Here is a 16393-nt window from a genome sequence, read left to right as displayed (position 1 = left end):
CGGGTGCGGTGTCGGGTACGGCTGCGGTGCCTTCAGCCTCGCACGTTCAGCCGTCGGCGCCCGCACGCAGCTTCGCCAGGTCGGCCTTGACGGTGTTGATCGGGATGGCGAAGCCCAGGCCGACGCTGCCCGCACCGGCGGAGGACTCGGCGGACGAGTACATCGCGGAGTTGATCCCGATGATGTTGCCGTTCATGTCGATCAGCGCGCCGCCGGAGTTGCCCGGGTTGAGGGAGGCGTCGGTCTGGATCGCCTTGTACGTCGTCGTGGACGAGCCGGTGTCGCCGTTGAACTCCTGGCCGCCGAACTCGAACGGCCAGCCGCCGCCCTGCCGCTGCTGCTGTTGCTGCTGCCCCTCGTCGGTCGAGACGGTCACATCGCGGTCGAGGGCGGAGACGATGCCGCTGGTCACCGTGCCCGTCAGGCCCTCGGGGGAGCCGATCGCCACCACCTGCTGGCCGACCTTCACGGCGTCGGAGTCGCCGAGGGTCGCGGCCTTCAGGCCGGAGGCGTCCCGCAGCTTGATCAGCGCGAGGTCCTTGCTGCTGTCGGTGCCGACGACGTCGGCCGTGTACTGCTTGCCGTCGCTGGTCGTCACCTTCACGGACGAGGCCCCGGAGACGACGTGGTTGTTGGTGATGATCTCGCCGTCGCCGGTGATGATCACGCCGGAGCCGGTGGAGGAACCCGCGGCCGACGTGGCGTTGATCTCGACGATGCTCGGGCTGACCGCCTCGGCGACCCCGGCGACCGTGCCCTTCTGGCTGGAGGGGACCACGTTGGTGCTGCTGCTGCTGGTGGAGGCGACGGTGTCGCTCCCGGTCAGTTCCTGGATGCCGAAGGCGGTGCCGCCGCCGACGGCCGCCGCGACGATGGCGACCGCCGCGAGGAGGGCGACCGGGCCGCGCCGGACGCTGCGCCTCCGGGGCGGCTGCGCGGGCTGCTGCTCCGGGAAGGCGGCGGTGGGCGGCTGCGCCGGCGGGGGCGGCCACTCGGGGTTGACGGGAGAGGAGGCGTGCTGCCGGGCGCCCTGGTACGGGGTGCCGTACGGGTTCTCTTGCGCGTGCTCGTACTCGCCGTTCCGGCGGAGGCTCTCGGTCATGTCCATGAGCGTCCCGCCCGTGGATGAGATTGCCCTGAGTGCCGCCTGAGAAGCCCGGCAGAACCTCGTATGCCCGATGTAAAGAAGCCGCGGGGGGCGGGCGGGAGGGCTGCCCGGAAGAAACGCCCGGGGCTACTCGCAGCCGCAGGACCGGCGGACCACCAGCCGGGACGGGAACACCTTCAGCCGCTCCCGTCGCGAGCCCGCCACCCGCAGGCCGTCGTCCAGGACCAGGTCCACGGCCGCCCGTGCCATCGCGGAGCGGTCCGAGGCGACCGTGGTCAGCGGCGGATCGGCCAGGTCGGCTTCCTTGATGTCGTCGAAGCCGGCCACCGCCAGCTCCCCGGGCACGTCGATGCGCAGCTCGCGGGCGGCGCGCAGCAGGCCGATCGCCTGGTCGTCGGTGGAGCAGAAGATCGCGGGCGGGCGCCGCGGGCCGGAGAGGAGTTCGAGGGCGACGCGGTAGGCGTCATAGCGGTTGTACGGGGCTTCGAAGAGCCGGCCCTCGGTGGAGAGACCGGCCTCCTTCATCGCGCGCTTCCAGCCCTCGACGTGGTCGGAGACCGGGTCGCCGACGGACGGGGTCTCGGCGGTGCCGCCCATACAGGCGACGTACTCGTACCCGTGCTCCAGCAGGTGGCGCACGGCGAGCTGGGCGCCGCCCAGGTCGTCGGTGACGACGGCGACGTCGTCGATGGCCTCGGGGCGCTCGTGCAGCAGGACGACCCGGGCGTCCCACGCCTCGATCTCGGCGGCGGCCAGGTCGTTCAGCGCGTGGCTGACCAGGATCAGACCGGAGACCCGCATCCCGAGGAAGGCGCGCAGATAGTGGACCTCGCGCTCGCCGACGTAGTCGGAGTTGCCGACGAGGACCATCTTCCCGCGCTCGGACGCGGCCCACTCGACGGCGTGCGCCATCTCCGCGAAGAAGGGCTGGCGCGCGTCCGGCACGATCAGACCTATGAGGTCCGTGCGCCGGGACGCCATCGCCTGGGCGACCCGGTCCGGGCGGTACCCCAGTTCCTTGATCGCGGCGAGGACACGCTCGCGCGTGGCCGGGGCGACCGGCCGGGGTCCGTTGTTGATGACATAGCTGACGACGGCGGTGGAAGTCCCCGCCAGTCGCGCCACGTCATCCCGAGTCACCTTGGCCACGCGCGGAGTCTACGCGGATGGATCCGCCCCGGGCAGGGCGTATCACACCTTGGTCGACGTCGCTTCCGCGCCGGACGCGCCGCTCTCCGCCTCGGACCGGGCCGTGGCCTTCGCCTTGGCCTCCTCCGGGCGCTCGCCCTTCTCGGGCTTCTCCGGCGTGACGAAGCGGTAGCCCACGTTCCGCACCGTGCCGATCAGTGACTCGTGCTCGGGGCCGAGCTTGGCCCGCAGCCGCCGCACGTGCACGTCGACCGTGCGGGTGCCGCCGAAGTAGTCGTACCCCCACACCTCCTGGAGCAGCTGGGCGCGGGTGAAGACCCGGCCCGGGTGCTGGGCGAGGTACTTCAGCAGCTCGAACTCCTTGAAGGTCAGGTCCAGGACCCGGCCCTTGAGCTTCGCGGAGTACGTCGCCTCGTCCACCGACAGGTCGCCGTTGCGGATCTCCATCGGGGAGTCGTCGCCGGCGATCTGCTGACGGCCCATGGCGAGACGCAGTCGGGCCTCGACCTCCGCGGGCCCCGCCGTGTCCAGCAGTACGTCGTCGATGCCCCAGTCGGCGGTGACGGCGGCGAGGCCGCCCTCGGTGACGACCAGGACCAACGGGCAGCTGAGGCCCGTGGACCGCAGCAGCTGGCACAGGCTGCGGACCTGGGGGAGATCGCGGCGCCCGTCGACGAGGATCACGTCGGCGCCGGGGGTGTCCACGAGGGCGGGTCCCTCCGCGGGCGCGACGCGGACGTTGTGCAGCAGCAGGCCGAGGGCGGGAAGCACCTCCGTCGACGGCTGGAGGGCGTTGGTCAGGAGCAGCAGAGAACTCATCGCGCCCCACCTGCCTGGGTCGCCCTGTGGTCGTGCCCGGTTCGCTCGCCCATAACGTCTGGTTCCTCCTGGGTCCCTGCGAGGACGTTTGCGGCACTGCTTCGTACATTCGTGCAGGTGGCGGGTCCCGTGCCCGTGGGGCCCACCGCGCGTCCGGGAGGTGAACGCCCAGCAGCCGCTCGGCGACCGCCGGGCGTCGCTCCCGAAAGCACAAAAGGACCCGGGGGCTACGTTGCCCGAGTCCTCTGCCCAGCAGAATAGCCGACATGAGCAACCCACCGGCAGGTCATGTGGCGCGTTCCACCATTCGTCCGAATGCCGAGACACCCGGCGGGACGCCTGGGCGCGCGTCGCGCCGCACCCCCGCACGCACCTTCCTCCGTACGTCCGACGGGGTACGGATCGACGCCGCGTACCGTCCCGGCGCCACCGACGCCGACGCCGCTGACCTGGTGTTCGTCGTCGCCCACGGGTTCACCGGCGACGCCGACCGCCCGCACGTGCGGCGCATCGCCGAGGCGTTCGCGCGCCACGGCGCCGTCGTCACGTTCTCCTTCCGCGGGCACGGCGCCTCCGGTGGCCGGTCCACCGTCGGCGACCGTGAGGTGCTGGACCTGGCGGCGGCGGTCACCTGGGCGCGCGGCTTCGGGTACGCCCGCGTGGTGACCGTGGGCTTCTCCATGGGCGGCTCGGTGGTGCTGCGGCACGCCGCGCTGTACGCCGACGACCGCGAGGCCGGCACGGACGCCGTGGTGTCGGTGAGCGCGCCGGCGCGCTGGTACTACCGGGGCACGGCCCCCATGCGCCGGCTGCACTGGCTGGTGATGCGCCCCGCCGGGCGCCTGGTGGGCCGCTACGGCATGCGCACCCGCATCCACCACCGGGACTGGGACCCGGTGCCGCTGTCGCCGGTGGAGGCCGTGCCCCGGATCGCGCCGAGGCCGCTGCTGGTCGTGCACGGCGACCGGGACGGCTACTTTCCCCTGGACCACCCCCGGATGCTGGCCGAGGCGGCCGGTGACCACGGGGAACTCTGGGTGGAGCCCGGCATGGGCCACGCCGAGCACGCGTCCGGCGAGGAACTGCTGCACCGCATCGGCGACTGGGCGGTGGCGCGGGCGGGCTAGCCTGACGGTGTTCACCGCCGAACGGCACCGACGCCGATCGGCACCGGCGACGAAGGATCCAGATGGCAAAGGTCACGGTGCGCTACTGGGCCGCCGCGAAGGCCGCGGCGGGGGTGGCCGAGGAGGCGTACGACGCGGCCACGCTCGCCGACGCGCTCGGCGCGGTGCGCGAGCGGCACCCCGGCGAACTCACACGCGTGCTGCTGCGCTGCTCGTTCCTCGTCGACGGCGACCCCGTGGGCACGCGCGAGCACGGGACGGTACGGCTGGCCGACGGCGGCACGGTCGAGGTGCTCCCGCCGTTCGCGGGAGGGTGAGCATGTCCGACCAGCCTTATCAGCCGCACCAGCCGCATCAGCCGCACCAGCCGCATCAGCCGCACCAGCCGCATCAGCAGCACCAGCCCGGTCAGCCGCACGAGCCGCATCAGCCGTACGGGCGGCCCGGCCAGACCTACGGGCAGGACGGGACCTACGGGCAGGACGGGTCCTACGGGCCCGAGCAGGCGTACGGCCAGGGCCAGCGCCAAGCCTCCGGGCACGACCCGTCCTACGGCCACCACCAGCCGTACGCGCAGAATCAGCCGTACGGGGGACACGGCGCCCAGGCGTGGCCGTCCGGGCAGCAGGCGTATCAGGGCTACGAGAGCCCGCAGGGGTTCGAGGACCCGGACGCCGCGCAGTACACCCAGCAGTGGCAGGGGCAGACCTGGGAGACCCAGGTGCAGCCGCCGGTCTCCGCCGAGGAGACGGCGTACCTCCCGCCGCTGCAGCCCGGTGGGCCGCACCAGCCGGACCCGCAGTCCTACGGGTATCCCTCCCAGCCGCAGCCGCAGCCGCAGCCGCAGCCGCAGCCCTACGGTCACGAGACCCCGCAGTACCGGTCGGCCACCGTGGCCCCGGCCGCCCCGGCCGCCCCGGCCCCCGACGCCTCCGCCGAGCCCGCCGCCGGCTCCGCCTACGAGCCCGGCTACGGTCCCGCCACCATCGCGGGGAACGCGCGGATCACGGACGCCCAGCGCGCCCGTGCCGAGGGACGGTCGCCGATCATCGACCCGGGCATGCAGCCGGCGGGACTCACCGCGCTGCTCGGCCTGCTGCTGGCCGGCTCGGCGGCGCTCGGCACCTACGCCCTCCTCGTGCCGCTCGTCGTGCTGCAGGCGGTCACCGCGGCGGGCTGGTTCCGGCTGAACGGCATGTGGCCCGCCCGGCAGGGCATCGCGCTGGGCTTCGCCGGCGCGCTGGCCGCCGACGCGGCGATGCTGGTGTCCGACCGCTCCCCGGCGGCGATCCTCGGCACGCTCGGGGTGTGGGTGCTGCTCTCCCTCGTCCTGCAACTGCGTTCCCACGCCGACCCCGACGAGCGGATGTACGGCCTGATGGCCACCGTCGCCGCGGCGGCCCTGGCCGTCGTGGCGGGCGGTTACCTCGCCGCCGACGCGGACGCCGTGACGGTCGGCGCGGTCGCGGTGGCCGTCGCCGTGGTGGCCCGCGCCCTGCCGCTGCCGACCCCGGCCTCGGTGGCCGTCGCGCTGCTCGCGGCGGCCGGGGCGGGCATCGCGGCCGGCGCGATGACGGACCTCGGGACGCCGGGGGCGCTGCTCGGGGCCGGCGCGGCGGTGTGCGCGCTGATCGGCCACCGGGCGGCGGCCTACGACTACCCCTCCCGCTTCGTCCACTTCACGGCGGGCGTGGCCCTCCCGCTGGCCGCCGCGGCACCGGCGGTGTACCTGCTGGGCCGGGCGCTCGGCTGAACCGGCCGCCGTCAGGGGCGCCGGCCCCGCCTGTCACAGGTGATCGACAAAACCCCGGCGCCCCCTGTGCCCCGCGTTACCCTCGCGCTGGACGGCCACCGGTCGTCGGGGACCGCCGTCGTTGACCAACCGGGGCTGGGGAAGACCGCATGCGCGCACTGCGAATACTGCTGATCGTCGTCGTGATCCTGGGCGGCCTCTTCGTGATCGCGGACCGGGTGGCGGTCAACTTCGCCGAGAGCGAGGCGGCGGACCGGCTGCGCGGCGCCGAGAACCTGCCCTCGACGCCCGACGTCTCCATCAACGGCTTCCCCTTCCTCACCCAGGCCGCCGGCGGCGAGCTGGACGACGTCGAGATCGGCATCGACGACTACGAGGCGTCGACCGGCAAGGGCACCGAGAAGATCCGCATCGACCACCTGCGCGCGAACATGCGGGGCGTCGACTTCGCGAGCGACTTCAGCTCCGCCACCGCGGCCACCGCCACCGGCACCGCGACGATCGGCTACGACGAGCTGATGAAGGCCACCAAGTCCGAGCCCACGGACATCGCGCCCGGCATCACCGCCAAGGTCGTCGGCCTCTCCGACGGCGGCGACGGCAAGATCAAGGTCTCCCTCCAGGCCACGGTGTTCGGCGTCGAACTTCCCCAGCCGGTCGACGTCCTCAGCTCGGTCACGGTCAAGGACGACAACGTCGAGGTGGTCGCCGACGGCCTGCCGACCATCGGCGGCAGGCAACTCGCCGAGTCCCGCATCCGGGCCATCACCGACTTCCAGCAGACCATCGACGAGCTGCCCGGCGGCATCGAGCTGGACAAGGTCGAGGCCGCGAAGGACGGCGTCGAGATCACGGTGAAGGGTTCGAACGTCGAGCTGGCCGGGTAGGACGACGGGGGCCCTCCGCGAGAGCGTCCCCGCTGTCCCCAGTCCGCTGCCCGTTGTCCGGGGAGCGAGACGATGCCGTCCGCCGCGCAGCCCGCAGGGCGACGGAGTTGGGCCCGGAGGCCGCTCGGCGGCGCTCGGGGAGGGCGCGCATCCCGCATGTCGGACGATCGCGTCTCATCATGCGACACGCCGGTGACATGGCCCGCCGTCCGTCCCTACGATCGAGCCCATGAAGCGACAGGCGGATCTCACGAAGCGGCGGGCAGTCGACCTGTGCCGCGTCGCCGCCATGCTCTGTCGCACCGTCTGAGCGGACGGCGACGCCGCCGTCCGCGCCCCCTCACCCCGCCCTGCCCTGGGCACCCGCGCGCCGCCACCGGCCCGAGCGCGCACACCCTCTCACCGCACGCCCCGCCGCAACTGCCCCGGAGGAGAAAACATGAGCCGCAGCGACGTCCTGGTCGACGCCGACTGGCTGCAGGAGCACCTGGACGACCCGACCATCGCGATCGTCGAGGTGGACGAGGACACGTCCGCGTACGACAAGAACCACATCAAGAACGCGATCCGGATCGACTGGACCCAGGACCTCCAGGACCCGGTCCGCCGTGACTTCGTCGACCAGGAGGGCTTCGAGAAGCTCCTGTCGAAGAAGGGCATCTCCAACGACCACACCGTGGTCCTCTACGGCGGCAACAACAACTGGTTCGCGTCCTACGCCTACTGGTACTTCAAGCTGTACGGCCACGAGAACGTCAAGCTCCTCGACGGCGGCCGCAAGAAGTGGGAGCTGGACGCCCGCGAGCTGGTCGACGGCACCGAGGTGCCCGAGCGCCCGGCCACCGACTACAAGGCCAAGCCGCAGGACACCTCCATCCGCGCCTTCCGTGACGATGTCGTCGCCGCGATCGGCGCGCAGAACCTGGTCGACGTGCGTTCGCCCGACGAGTTCTCCGGCAAGCTGCTCGCCCCGGCCCACCTCCCGCAGGAGCAGTCGCAGCGTCCGGGTCACGTCCCGTCCGCCCGCAACATCCCGTGGTCGAAGAACGCCAACGACGACGGCACCTTCAAGTCGGACGACGAGCTGAAGGCGCTCTACGAGGCCGAGCAGGTCGACCTGGCGAAGGACACCATCGCCTACTGCCGCATCGGTGAGCGCTCCGCCCTGACCTGGTTCGTGCTGCACGAGCTGCTGGGCGTGGAGAACGTCAAGAACTACGACGGCTCCTGGACCGAGTACGGCTCCCTGGTCGGCGTGCCGATCGAGCTCGGCGCCAACAAGTAAGCCCGCCCCCCTCTCAACCCCTCAGGAGTACGACATGTGCGGAGCGAAGGCCGGCGGCCCCGACGCCTCGACGATCAAGCCCGGTGAGACCACCATCCAGGGTCAGGTGACCCGCGACGGCGAGCCGGTGACGGGCTACGTCCGTCTGCTGGACTCCACCGGCGAGTTCACGGCGGAGGTCCCGACCTCCGCGACGGGCCAGTTCCGCTTCTACGCGGCCGAGGGCACCTGGACCGTCCGCGCGCTCGTCCCGGGCGGCAGCGCCGACCGCACGGTCGTCGCCCAGCAGGGCGGCCTCGCGGAGGTCGCGATCGCCGTCTGACGGCGACGGTGGCGGCGAGGGGCCGCACCCCACGGGTTGGACGCCCGGGGTGCGGCCCCTCGGCATGTCCGGGGCCGGATCCCGGACCTACCCTGGAGTCATGTACGCGCGGCGGCGGCATCGCTACTTCGTGATGATGGGCATCTGCATCGCGCTGTTCGTCCTGGCCTGGGGGGTCGTCAGGCTCTGGTCGGTGCCCGCGGCCGTCGCCATGTGCGTGGTCGCCATGGTCATCCCGCCGCTCGCGGCCGTGGTCGCCAATCGCCGCGGCCCCGACGACCGCTGGTGGGACGACCCCTCCGGGGACCCGAAGTCCGACGAGTGGTGGGACGAGTTGGACGGCAGGAAGGGCCACCACTAGCCCCGGCGGCTACCCCCGGTCCAACCCCCCGACGAGCCGTTCCAGGCAGCGCACCGCCAGTGCGGCCGGTGCGCCCGGGCCCGTGGCGCCCGCGTCCGAGTCGGCCCAGGTCTCCATGGCGATCCGGATGGCGTCGGTGGCGGCGGCGGCCACCAGACGCACCTCCAGCGGATCGGCCGCGCCGTCCGTCAGGCGCGCGATCACCGGGACGAGCCGCTCCTCGGACTCCTGGTTCACCCGGTACCACACGGCGCGCAGCGCCGGATCGTCCTGAGCGGCCCGCAGCAGCCCGCGCGTGCGCAGCAGCGCCTCGGCGGCCCGGGCGTCCGGGACCGCCAGCGCCTCCTCCGCCGCGGCGCGCAGCGCGGGCCCCAACGGGCTGCCCGGTTCCGCGTCCGCCAGCAGTCCGCGCCAGCGGTCGGCGCCGACCGTCAGCAGCGGGGTGACCGCGTCCTGCTTGGAGCGGAAGTACCGGTAGAAGGTGCGCAGCGCCACGCCCGCGCGCCGGGCGATCTCCTCGGCCGTCGTGGCGTGCGGGCCCTGGGTGCCGAACAGCTCGGCCGCCGCGTGCGCGATGTCGAGCTGGGTGGCCGCCTTGCGGCGCTCGGTCAGGGACGGGGGCGACGGCTCGGTGCTCACCCCAGAAGCGTACGACCCGCGACCACCCGATGGCATGCCGTGACCTAGTGGCAAAGTGTGCCACCCAGGCGTACCGTGAAGTCGAATCGGGCGTCGCGGGACAGAGAGCGGACGCCGCAAGGGACCGGCCGACGGGCAACGCCGGGCCGGCTTGGAGCAGACATGAGCCAGATGAACGACATGAGCCGGACGCACCACGCCAACCGCTACGAGGGCCGCCGCGCCCTCGTCACCGGGGCCGGCTCGGGCATAGGCCAGGCCACCGTGGAGCGCCTGCTCGCGGAGGGCGGCACCGTCGTGGCCGCGGACGTCAGCGAGGCGGGTCTGAAGGACACCGCCGAGAGGGCGGCCGCCCACGCGGACCGGCTCACCACCCTCGTCGTCGACATCGCCGACGAGACCTCGGTGCGCGAGGGCGTGCAGGCCGCGACGGACATGCTGGGCGGACTGGACGTCCTGGTGAACGCCGCCGGCATCCTGCGCTCCTCGCACACCGAGCACACCAGCCTCGCGGACTTCACCCGCGTCCTGACGGTGAACCTCGTCGGCACCTTCCTGGTGATCCGCGAGGCGATCCCGGCGCTGTCGGAGGGCCGGGACCCGGCCGTGATCAACTTCAGCTCCACCTCGGCGGCGTTCGCCCACCCGTACATGGCGGCCTACGCGGCGAGCAAGGGCGGCATCCAGTCCATGACCCACGCCCTGGCCAGTGAGTACGCGGGGCGCGGCATCCGCTTCACCGCCGTGCAGCCGGGCTCGATCTCCTCGGGCATGACGGACGGCAGCGGGGCCAGCGGGCAGAGCGCCGGCCCCGGACTGCCCGAGGACGCCGACATGAGCCTGTTCGCCAAGCTCTCGCCCGCCCTCGGCCAGGGGTTCGCCGGGCCGGAGACGGTGGCGTCGGTGGTCGCGATGCTCGGCTCGAGGGACGGCCGGTTCATCACCGGCACCGAGATCCGGATCGACGGCGGCACCCACTTCTGACCCGGCCCGACCCCCAGAGGAGCCCACCATGCACGACCTGACCGGCAAGAACCTGATCATCACCGGCGGTGCCCGGGGCCTGGGCGCGGAGGCCGCCCGCCAGGCCGTCGCCGCCGGCGCACACGTCCTGATCACCGACGTCCTGGACGACGAGGGCGAGGCCACCGCCCGCGAGCTGGGCGCCCGCGCCCGCTTCCTGCACCACGACGTGACCTCCGAGGAGGACTGGCGGCGGGCCACCGACCTGGCCGTCACCGAGTTCGGCGCGCTGCACGGCCTGGTGAACAACGCCGGCATCTCGACCGGCACCCTGCTGGAGTCGGAGACCGTCGAGCACTTCCGCAAGGTGCTCGACATCAACCTCACCGGCGTCTTCATCGGCATGAAGACCGTGATCCCCGCGCTGAAGGAGGCCGGCGGCGGATCGATCGTCAACGTCTCGTCCGCCGCGGGCCTGATGGGCCTCGCCCTCACGGCCGGCTACGGCGCCTCCAAGTGGGGCGTACGCGGGCTGACGAAGATCGGCGCCGTGGAGCTGGGCACCGCCCGCATCCGCGTCAACTCCGTGCACCCGGGGATGACGTACACCCCGATGACCGCCTCCGTCGGCATCGAGCGCGGCGAGGGCAAGTACCCGAACACGCCCATGGGCCGGGTGGGCGAGGCCCACGAGATCGCCGGCGCGGTCGTCTTCCTGCTCTCGGACGCCGCGTCCTACGTCACCGGCGCCGAACTCGCGGTGGACGGCGGCTGGACCACCGGCCCGACCGTCGCCCACGTCATGGGGCGGTGAACGCCGGCGACGGGACGACCGGGGACGCCCCGGCGACCGCGGGCGCCGGTCAGTGGACCAGCGCCTGCGGTCAGTAGACCAGCGCCTGCGCGTCGTCGGCCAGCGCCTCCTGCACGAAGACCTGGGCGCCCGCGATCCGCACGCCCTCGATGACGTCCTTCTCGGTGAGGTCGCGCCGCGCCGCGCACTGGGTGCACAGCGTCACCCGGCCGCCGGCCAGGAGGGCGTCGAGCAGGTCGGGCAGGGGCGCGGCGTGCGGCAGCTCGAACTCGGCGGCGCGGCCCGGCACCGCGAACCAGGAGGACTCGCCGGTCAGCCACAGGGAGACGTCGACCCCGCTGGCCACGGCCACCGCCGCCACGGTGAACGCCTGCGAGCACCGTTCGGGAGCGTCGGCCCCCGCCGTCACCTTGATCACGAGCTTCTTCGCCATGGCCGCATCGTACGGCCCGCCGCTCCGGCCCACCGGAGGGCGCACCTCACCCAGTGGCCCCCGCCCCGGCCGCGTAAGCTGGGCCCCGGCCCTGTGCCCACAGCGCACGCACCGCACTCCGCTTACCGAGGAGCACCCCGTGGAGATCTTCTTCGAAGCCCTGCTGGTCCTGGTCTGCGTCGGCGTCCTCGCCTTCGCCGGTCTGACCGTGAAGAAGCTGTACCAGGGCCAGCGCTGATCACCGACGCCAGGAAGTACCGCTCATGATCGAGATCCCGTCCGACCTCCACAAGGACCTCGTCCCCCTCGCCTTCCTCCTCGGGAACTGGGCGGGCGCGGGCGTGCACGACTTCCCCGGCGCCGAGAAGTGCAACTTCGGGCAGGAGGTCTCCTTCACCCACGACGGCCGTGACTTCCTGGAGTACCAGTCCCACACCTGGGTGCTGGACAAGGAGGGCAACAAGGTCCGCCCCCTGGAGTCCGAGCACGGCTTCTGGCGCATCGACGCCGACCGCAAGGTCGAGGTCACGATGACCCGCGACGACGGCGTCATCGAGATCTGGTACGGAGAGATGGCCGACCAGAAGCCCCAGATCGACCTGGTGACGGACGCGGTGGCCCGCACCGCCGCCTCGCAGCCCTACACCGGCGGCAAGCGGCTCTACGGGTACGTCAAGAGCGACCTGATGTGGGTCGGCGAGAAGCAGACCCCCGAGGTCGAGCTGCGCCCCTACATGTCGGCGCACCTGAAGAAGGTCGTCACCCCGGAGGACGTCGAGCGCTGGGCCAAGGCCCTCCCGGACGACATGCCCGACGACGGGATCGCTTTCTTCAAGTAGTCCTAGACTCAGGGGTGTGGTGAGCACCGACTGGAAGAGCGACCTCAGGCAGCGCGGCTACCGGCTGACCCCGCAGCGGCAGCTGGTGCTCGAAGCCGTGGACACCCTGGAACACGCGACCCCCGACGACATCCTCGGCGAAGTGAGGAAGACGGCGTCGGGGGTCAACATTTCCACCGTGTACCGCACGCTGGAGCTGCTGGAGGAGCTGGGGCTGGTCAGCCACGCCCACCTGGGGCACGGCGCGCCCACCTATCACCTGGCCGACCGGCACCACCACATCCACCTGGTGTGCCGGGACTGCACCAACGTGATCGAGGCGGACCTGTCGGTCGCCGCCGACTTCACCGCCAAGCTGCGGGAGCAGTTCGGCTTCGACACCGACATGAAGCACTTCGCGATCTTCGGCCGGTGCGAGGACTGTTCCCTGAAGGGTTCAACTACCGAGTCGTAGGCTAGGGCGTATGAAGAGCCCTCTGCTGTCCCTGCCCGGCGCCGTCCCCGCCGAGGGCGTGGACGAAGGCGTCGCCGCGCACTACGGCGACCTGTTCCGCGAGCAGCGTGCCCTCGCCGACGGCACCGGATTCGTCGACCTCTCCCACCGCGGCGTCGTCGCGGTCACCGGCGAGGACCGGCTGAGCTGGCTGCACCTGCTGCTCACCCAGCACGTCAGCGAGCTGCCCGCCGGACAGGCCACCGAGGCGCTGATCCTCTCCGCCAACGGCCACATCGAGCACGCCCTGTACCTCGTCGACGACGGCACGACCGCCTGGGCCCACGTCGAGCCCGGCAGCCAGGAGGCGCTGATCGCCTACCTGGAGTCGATGAAGTTCTTCTACCGGGTCGAGGTCGCCGACCGCACCGCCGACACCGCGGTCGTGCACCTGCCCGCCGGTTCGATCGCCGAGGCACCCGCGAGCGCCGTCGTCCGCGAGACCCCGTACGGCCGCGACCTCTTCCTGCCCAGGGAGGAACTGGAGGCGTACGCCGCGCAGGCCGGCCCGCCGGCCGGGATCCTCGCCCACGAGGCGCTGCGGGTCGAGCAGCACCGCCCGCGGCTCGGCTTCGAGACCGACCACCGGACCATCCCGCACGAGCTGGGCTGGATCGGGACCGCCGTGCACCTCCAGAAGGGCTGCTACCGGGGCCAGGAGACCGTCGCCCGGGTGCAGAACCTCGGCAAGCCGCCGCGCCGGCTGGTCTTCCTGCACCTGGACGGCAGCGAGGTCCACCTGCCGCCGAGCGGCGCCGAGGTGCGGCTCGCCGACGACGGCCCCGACGGCCGGAAGATCGGCTTCGTCACCACGTCCGTGCGCCACCACGAGCTGGGCCCGGTCGCCCTCGCCCTGGTGAAGCGGAACGTGCCGGTGGACGCCCGGCTGGTGGCCGAGAACACGGCGGCCGCCCAGGAGACGGTCGTCGAACCGTAGGACGCGCCCGGGCCGGTCACGGGCGCGGTGACCGGGGCGGTGTCGGGCGCGGGCCTCAGACCTCGACCAGGACGGTGAACGGGCCGTCGTTCGTCAGCGACACCCGCATCTGCGCCCCGAAGCGGCCCGTCGCCACCGTCGCGCCCAGCGCGCGCAGCTGTGCGACGACCTCGTCGACGAGGGGTTCGGCCACGGCACCGGGCGCGGCGGCGTTCCAGGTGGGGCGGCGGCCCTTGCGGGCGTCGCCGTAAAGGGTGAACTGGCTGATCACCAGGAGCGGTGCGTCGATGTCGCTGCACGACTTCTCGTCGTGCAGCACCCGCACCGTCCAGAGCTTGCGGGCGAGCTGCGCCGCCTTCTCCTTCGTGTCGTCGTGGGTGACGCCGACCAGGACGCACAGGCCCTCCCCGTCGACCGACCCCACGGTCTCCCCGTCCACGACGACGCTCGCGCCGTCCACCCTCTGCACTACCGCACGCATCCCGCCATGATGCCGTGCGCCCCCAGGGTGACGGCGCCCGGGCCCGTAGGGGGTTTCTTTTCGCTCCCTAACCCCCCATCTGGGGCCGATCGGGGCCGATCGTGGGCACTCGGTCACATAGCGGCCACTTGGGGTGGCACGATGCTCTCAGACGCCGGTCGAGGGGACGGTAGAGGCACATGAGCACACCGAGTACGGGGCAGTCGCTGGGCACTGTCGCGTTCACATATCCGGGCGGTCTGGAGGCACCCCGGCCGCCCGTGCAGCGCACGGACAGCCCGGAGCTGCCCGCGGACCTGCCCGCGAGCCCCCCGGGCACGGGGGACGCCGGGGCGCGCGACTTGACCACGCTGAGCCTGCCCGAGCTGCGCACGCTGCGCCGGGACGCCCAGCGCGAGGAGGCCGATCTCAGTTACGTACGACGGCTGCTGCAGGGGCGGATCGACATCCTGCGCGCGGAGCTGGCGCGGCGCGGGCCGTCGTCGTCCGTGGTCACCACGGCGGCGACGGGGTCGGTGGTCGAACGGCTGTCGGAGATCCTGGCCGACGCGCCGGCCCGGCAGCGGTCCTCCGCCCGCCATGTGACGCTGGCCACCCCGCGCACCGAGGAATGCCGGCAGCTGGCGGCGGAGATGCTCGGCGAAGTGGAGCTGTCCGACCTGACGGCCCGCACCGACGCGGAGCTGACCGGCGGGATGGGGCGGCTCGTGCGGTACGAGCAGCAGGTCTCCCGGCGCCGGCAGCGGCTCCAGCGGACCGCGGACGACTGCAGTGCGGAGATCGCACGCCGGTACCGTGAAGGGGAAGCACAAGTCGACGACCTGCTCGTGTGACGCGAGGGGCGGCTGATCCGGCCGCCCTCCCGAAGGCCCGGTGACCCCGGGCCGCCGCGCGGTGGGTCACCCGTCCGGAAGGCCCCACCACCGATGCCCGCGCCCCAGCCGCCGCAGCACCAGCCCGCCCCCACGTCCGCCCTCTCGCCCGTCGTGCCGCCCGTCCTCGCCGAGGTCGTCCGGTCCGGTTTCGTCGAGGGGCGGCACCGGGGCGCGCTGGTCGTCCTGGCCGCCGACGGAGCCGTGGAGCTGGCGCTGGGGGAGGTGACGGCGCCGGTCTTCCCGCGGTCCGCCAACAAGCCGATGCAGGCGGCCGGCGTCCTGCGGTCCGGACTGGAGCTCGTCGGGGAGCGGCTGGCACTGGCCGCCGCCAGCCACTCCGGAGAACCGTTTCACCGCGATCTGGTCCGCAAGATGCTCGACGAGTACGGCCTGGACCCGGCGCTGCTCCAGTGCCCGCCCGACCTGCCGCTGGACCCCGAGGAGCGGGACACGTACCTGGCGTCGGGCGAGGCTCCCGACCGCGTCACCATGAACTGCTCCGGCAAGCACACCGCGATGCTGGCCGTCTGCGCCCAGCGGGGCTGGCCGCTGGAGACCTACCTCGACCCGGAGCACCCGCTCCAGCGGGCCATCCACCGGGTGGTGGAGGAGGCGGCGGGCGAGCCGGTCGCCGCCGTCGGCACCGACGGCTGCGGGGCGCCGCTGATGGCGATCAGCCTGGTCGGCCTGGCCCGCGCCTTCCGCGCCTTCGCCTCCGCCGAGCCCGGCTCGGCGGAGCGCCGTGTCGCCGACGCCATGCGCGCGCACCCCGAGTACGTCGCCGGCACCCGGCGCGCCGACACCTGGCTGATGCGCGAGGTGCCCGGCACCCTCTCCAAGATGGGCGCCGAGGCCGTGCAGGCGGTCGCCCTGCCGGACGGTCGCGCCCTGGCCTTCAAGGTCGAGGACGGCGCCACCCGGGCGCTCGGCCCGGTCCTGGCCCGCGCCCTGACGCTGCTGGGGGTGGAGAGCCCGGTGGTCGAGCGGATCGGCCGTACGCCGCTGCTGGGCGGCGGGCGCGAGGTCGGGGAGATCCGGGCGGCGTTCTGAACCGGCCGGGGCCCGGGAAATGCCGCGACGCGGGCGGGTCTGCCGACCTACCGTGAGC

Annotated in this window: 21 protein-coding genes; 15 read left to right on the top strand and 6 right to left on the bottom strand. The window is 72.9% G+C overall.

Annotated features, from left to right (window positions below; translation table 11 throughout):
- Positions 1-46: 46 nt before the first annotated feature.
- From ACFZP7_RS16440 to ACFZP7_RS16430, 3 genes are all read right to left on the bottom strand, one after another.
- Positions 47-1108, bottom strand: a complete 1062-nt coding sequence (locus ACFZP7_RS16440; protein ID WP_385634688.1) for a S1C family serine protease — start codon at positions 1106-1108, stop codon at positions 47-49.
- A gap of 126 nt (positions 1109-1234) precedes the next feature.
- Positions 1235-2257, bottom strand: coding sequence for a LacI family DNA-binding transcriptional regulator (locus ACFZP7_RS16435; protein ID WP_029393644.1), 1023 nt, complete (start codon positions 2255-2257; stop codon positions 1235-1237).
- Positions 2258-2299: 42 nt separating this feature from the next.
- Entirely contained in the window at positions 2300-3076 is a 777-nt protein-coding gene (locus ACFZP7_RS16430; RefSeq protein ID WP_019326753.1) for a response regulator transcription factor, read from the bottom strand.
- A 266-nt stretch (positions 3077-3342) separates the two neighbouring features.
- Between ACFZP7_RS16430 and ACFZP7_RS16425 the strand changes: the two genes are divergently transcribed.
- The 8 genes from ACFZP7_RS16425 to ACFZP7_RS16390 all read left to right on the top strand — a co-directional run bounded on the left by ACFZP7_RS16425 (position 3343) and on the right by ACFZP7_RS16390 (position 8811).
- Positions 3343-4203, top strand: coding sequence for an alpha/beta hydrolase (locus ACFZP7_RS16425; protein ID WP_220671837.1), 861 nt, complete (start codon positions 3343-3345; stop codon positions 4201-4203).
- Positions 4204-4265: 62 nt separating this feature from the next.
- Positions 4266-4520, top strand: a complete 255-nt coding sequence (locus ACFZP7_RS16420; RefSeq protein WP_019326751.1) for a MoaD/ThiS family protein — start codon at positions 4266-4268, stop codon at positions 4518-4520.
- Between the two features lie 2 nt (positions 4521-4522).
- Positions 4523-5956, top strand: coding sequence for a hypothetical protein (locus ACFZP7_RS16415; RefSeq protein WP_385634687.1), 1434 nt, complete (start codon positions 4523-4525; stop codon positions 5954-5956).
- Between the two features lie 149 nt (positions 5957-6105).
- A complete protein-coding gene (locus ACFZP7_RS16410) occupies positions 6106-6843 on the top strand; it encodes a DUF2993 domain-containing protein (RefSeq protein WP_019326749.1) in 738 nt (245 codons plus the stop codon).
- 229 nt (positions 6844-7072) lie between these two features.
- Positions 7073-7153 (top strand): putative leader peptide, encoded by an 81-nt coding sequence (locus tag ACFZP7_RS16405; RefSeq protein WP_350203226.1) that lies wholly within the window; start codon positions 7073-7075, stop codon positions 7151-7153.
- A gap of 129 nt (positions 7154-7282) precedes the next feature.
- On the top strand, positions 7283-8128 hold the full coding sequence (locus ACFZP7_RS16400; RefSeq protein ID WP_019326748.1) for a sulfurtransferase: 846 nt from the start codon (positions 7283-7285) through the stop codon (positions 8126-8128).
- A gap of 34 nt (positions 8129-8162) precedes the next feature.
- Positions 8163-8450, top strand: a complete 288-nt coding sequence (locus ACFZP7_RS16395; RefSeq protein WP_006139129.1) for a DUF1416 domain-containing protein — start codon at positions 8163-8165, stop codon at positions 8448-8450.
- A gap of 100 nt (positions 8451-8550) precedes the next feature.
- Positions 8551-8811 (top strand): DUF3099 domain-containing protein, encoded by a 261-nt coding sequence (locus ACFZP7_RS16390; RefSeq protein ID WP_167545994.1) that lies wholly within the window; start codon positions 8551-8553, stop codon positions 8809-8811.
- A 9-nt stretch (positions 8812-8820) separates the two neighbouring features.
- Here ACFZP7_RS16390 and ACFZP7_RS16385 read toward each other — a convergent pair whose 3' ends face one another.
- Complete coding sequence (locus ACFZP7_RS16385; protein ID WP_019326746.1) at positions 8821-9450, bottom strand: TetR family transcriptional regulator; 630 nt, start codon at positions 9448-9450, stop codon at positions 8821-8823.
- A gap of 171 nt (positions 9451-9621) precedes the next feature.
- On the opposite strand from ACFZP7_RS16385, the gene ACFZP7_RS16380 reads away from it, so the two are divergent.
- Positions 9622-10434 (top strand): SDR family NAD(P)-dependent oxidoreductase, encoded by an 813-nt coding sequence (locus ACFZP7_RS16380; protein ID WP_385638462.1) that lies wholly within the window; start codon positions 9622-9624, stop codon positions 10432-10434.
- A 28-nt stretch (positions 10435-10462) separates the two neighbouring features.
- On the top strand, positions 10463-11227 hold the full coding sequence (locus tag ACFZP7_RS16375) for a glucose 1-dehydrogenase (RefSeq protein WP_109204522.1): 765 nt from the start codon (positions 10463-10465) through the stop codon (positions 11225-11227).
- Between the two features lie 70 nt (positions 11228-11297).
- On the opposite strand, the gene ACFZP7_RS16370 is transcribed toward ACFZP7_RS16375, so the two are convergent.
- Positions 11298-11660: a DsrE family protein gene (locus ACFZP7_RS16370; RefSeq protein ID WP_086876339.1), complete on the bottom strand. Its 363-nt coding sequence runs from the start codon at positions 11658-11660 to the stop codon at positions 11298-11300.
- A gap of 263 nt (positions 11661-11923) precedes the next feature.
- Between ACFZP7_RS16370 and ACFZP7_RS16365 the strand changes: the two genes are divergently transcribed.
- The 3 genes from ACFZP7_RS16365 to ACFZP7_RS16355 are packed head-to-tail and all read left to right on the top strand — an operon-like array spanning position 11924 to position 13929.
- Positions 11924-12499: an FABP family protein gene (locus ACFZP7_RS16365; protein ID WP_019326742.1), complete on the top strand. Its 576-nt coding sequence runs from the start codon at positions 11924-11926 to the stop codon at positions 12497-12499.
- Positions 12500-12515: 16 nt separating this feature from the next.
- Positions 12516-12953, top strand: coding sequence for a Fur family transcriptional regulator (locus ACFZP7_RS16360; RefSeq protein ID WP_019326741.1), 438 nt, complete (start codon positions 12516-12518; stop codon positions 12951-12953).
- 10 nt (positions 12954-12963) lie between these two features.
- A complete protein-coding gene (locus tag ACFZP7_RS16355) occupies positions 12964-13929 on the top strand; it encodes a folate-binding protein YgfZ (RefSeq protein WP_030971261.1) in 966 nt (321 codons plus the stop codon).
- Between the two features lie 55 nt (positions 13930-13984).
- On the opposite strand, the gene dtd is transcribed toward ACFZP7_RS16355, so the two are convergent.
- A complete protein-coding gene (gene dtd, locus ACFZP7_RS16350; protein ID WP_029393642.1) occupies positions 13985-14410 on the bottom strand; it encodes a D-aminoacyl-tRNA deacylase in 426 nt (141 codons plus the stop codon).
- Between the two features lie 179 nt (positions 14411-14589).
- Between dtd and ACFZP7_RS16345 the strand changes: the two genes are divergently transcribed.
- A complete protein-coding gene (locus tag ACFZP7_RS16345) occupies positions 14590-15243 on the top strand; it encodes a hypothetical protein (RefSeq protein WP_029393641.1) in 654 nt (217 codons plus the stop codon).
- A 93-nt stretch (positions 15244-15336) separates the two neighbouring features.
- A complete protein-coding gene (locus tag ACFZP7_RS16340) occupies positions 15337-16335 on the top strand; it encodes an asparaginase (RefSeq protein ID WP_385634686.1) in 999 nt (332 codons plus the stop codon).
- Positions 16336-16393 lie beyond the last annotated feature (58 nt).

The organism is Streptomyces sp. SudanB5_2050 (assembly GCF_964272335.1).
Taxonomy (GTDB): domain Bacteria; phylum Actinomycetota; class Actinomycetes; order Streptomycetales; family Streptomycetaceae; genus Streptomyces; species Streptomyces rochei.
This window is presented reverse-complemented; position numbering and strand designations above follow the sequence as displayed.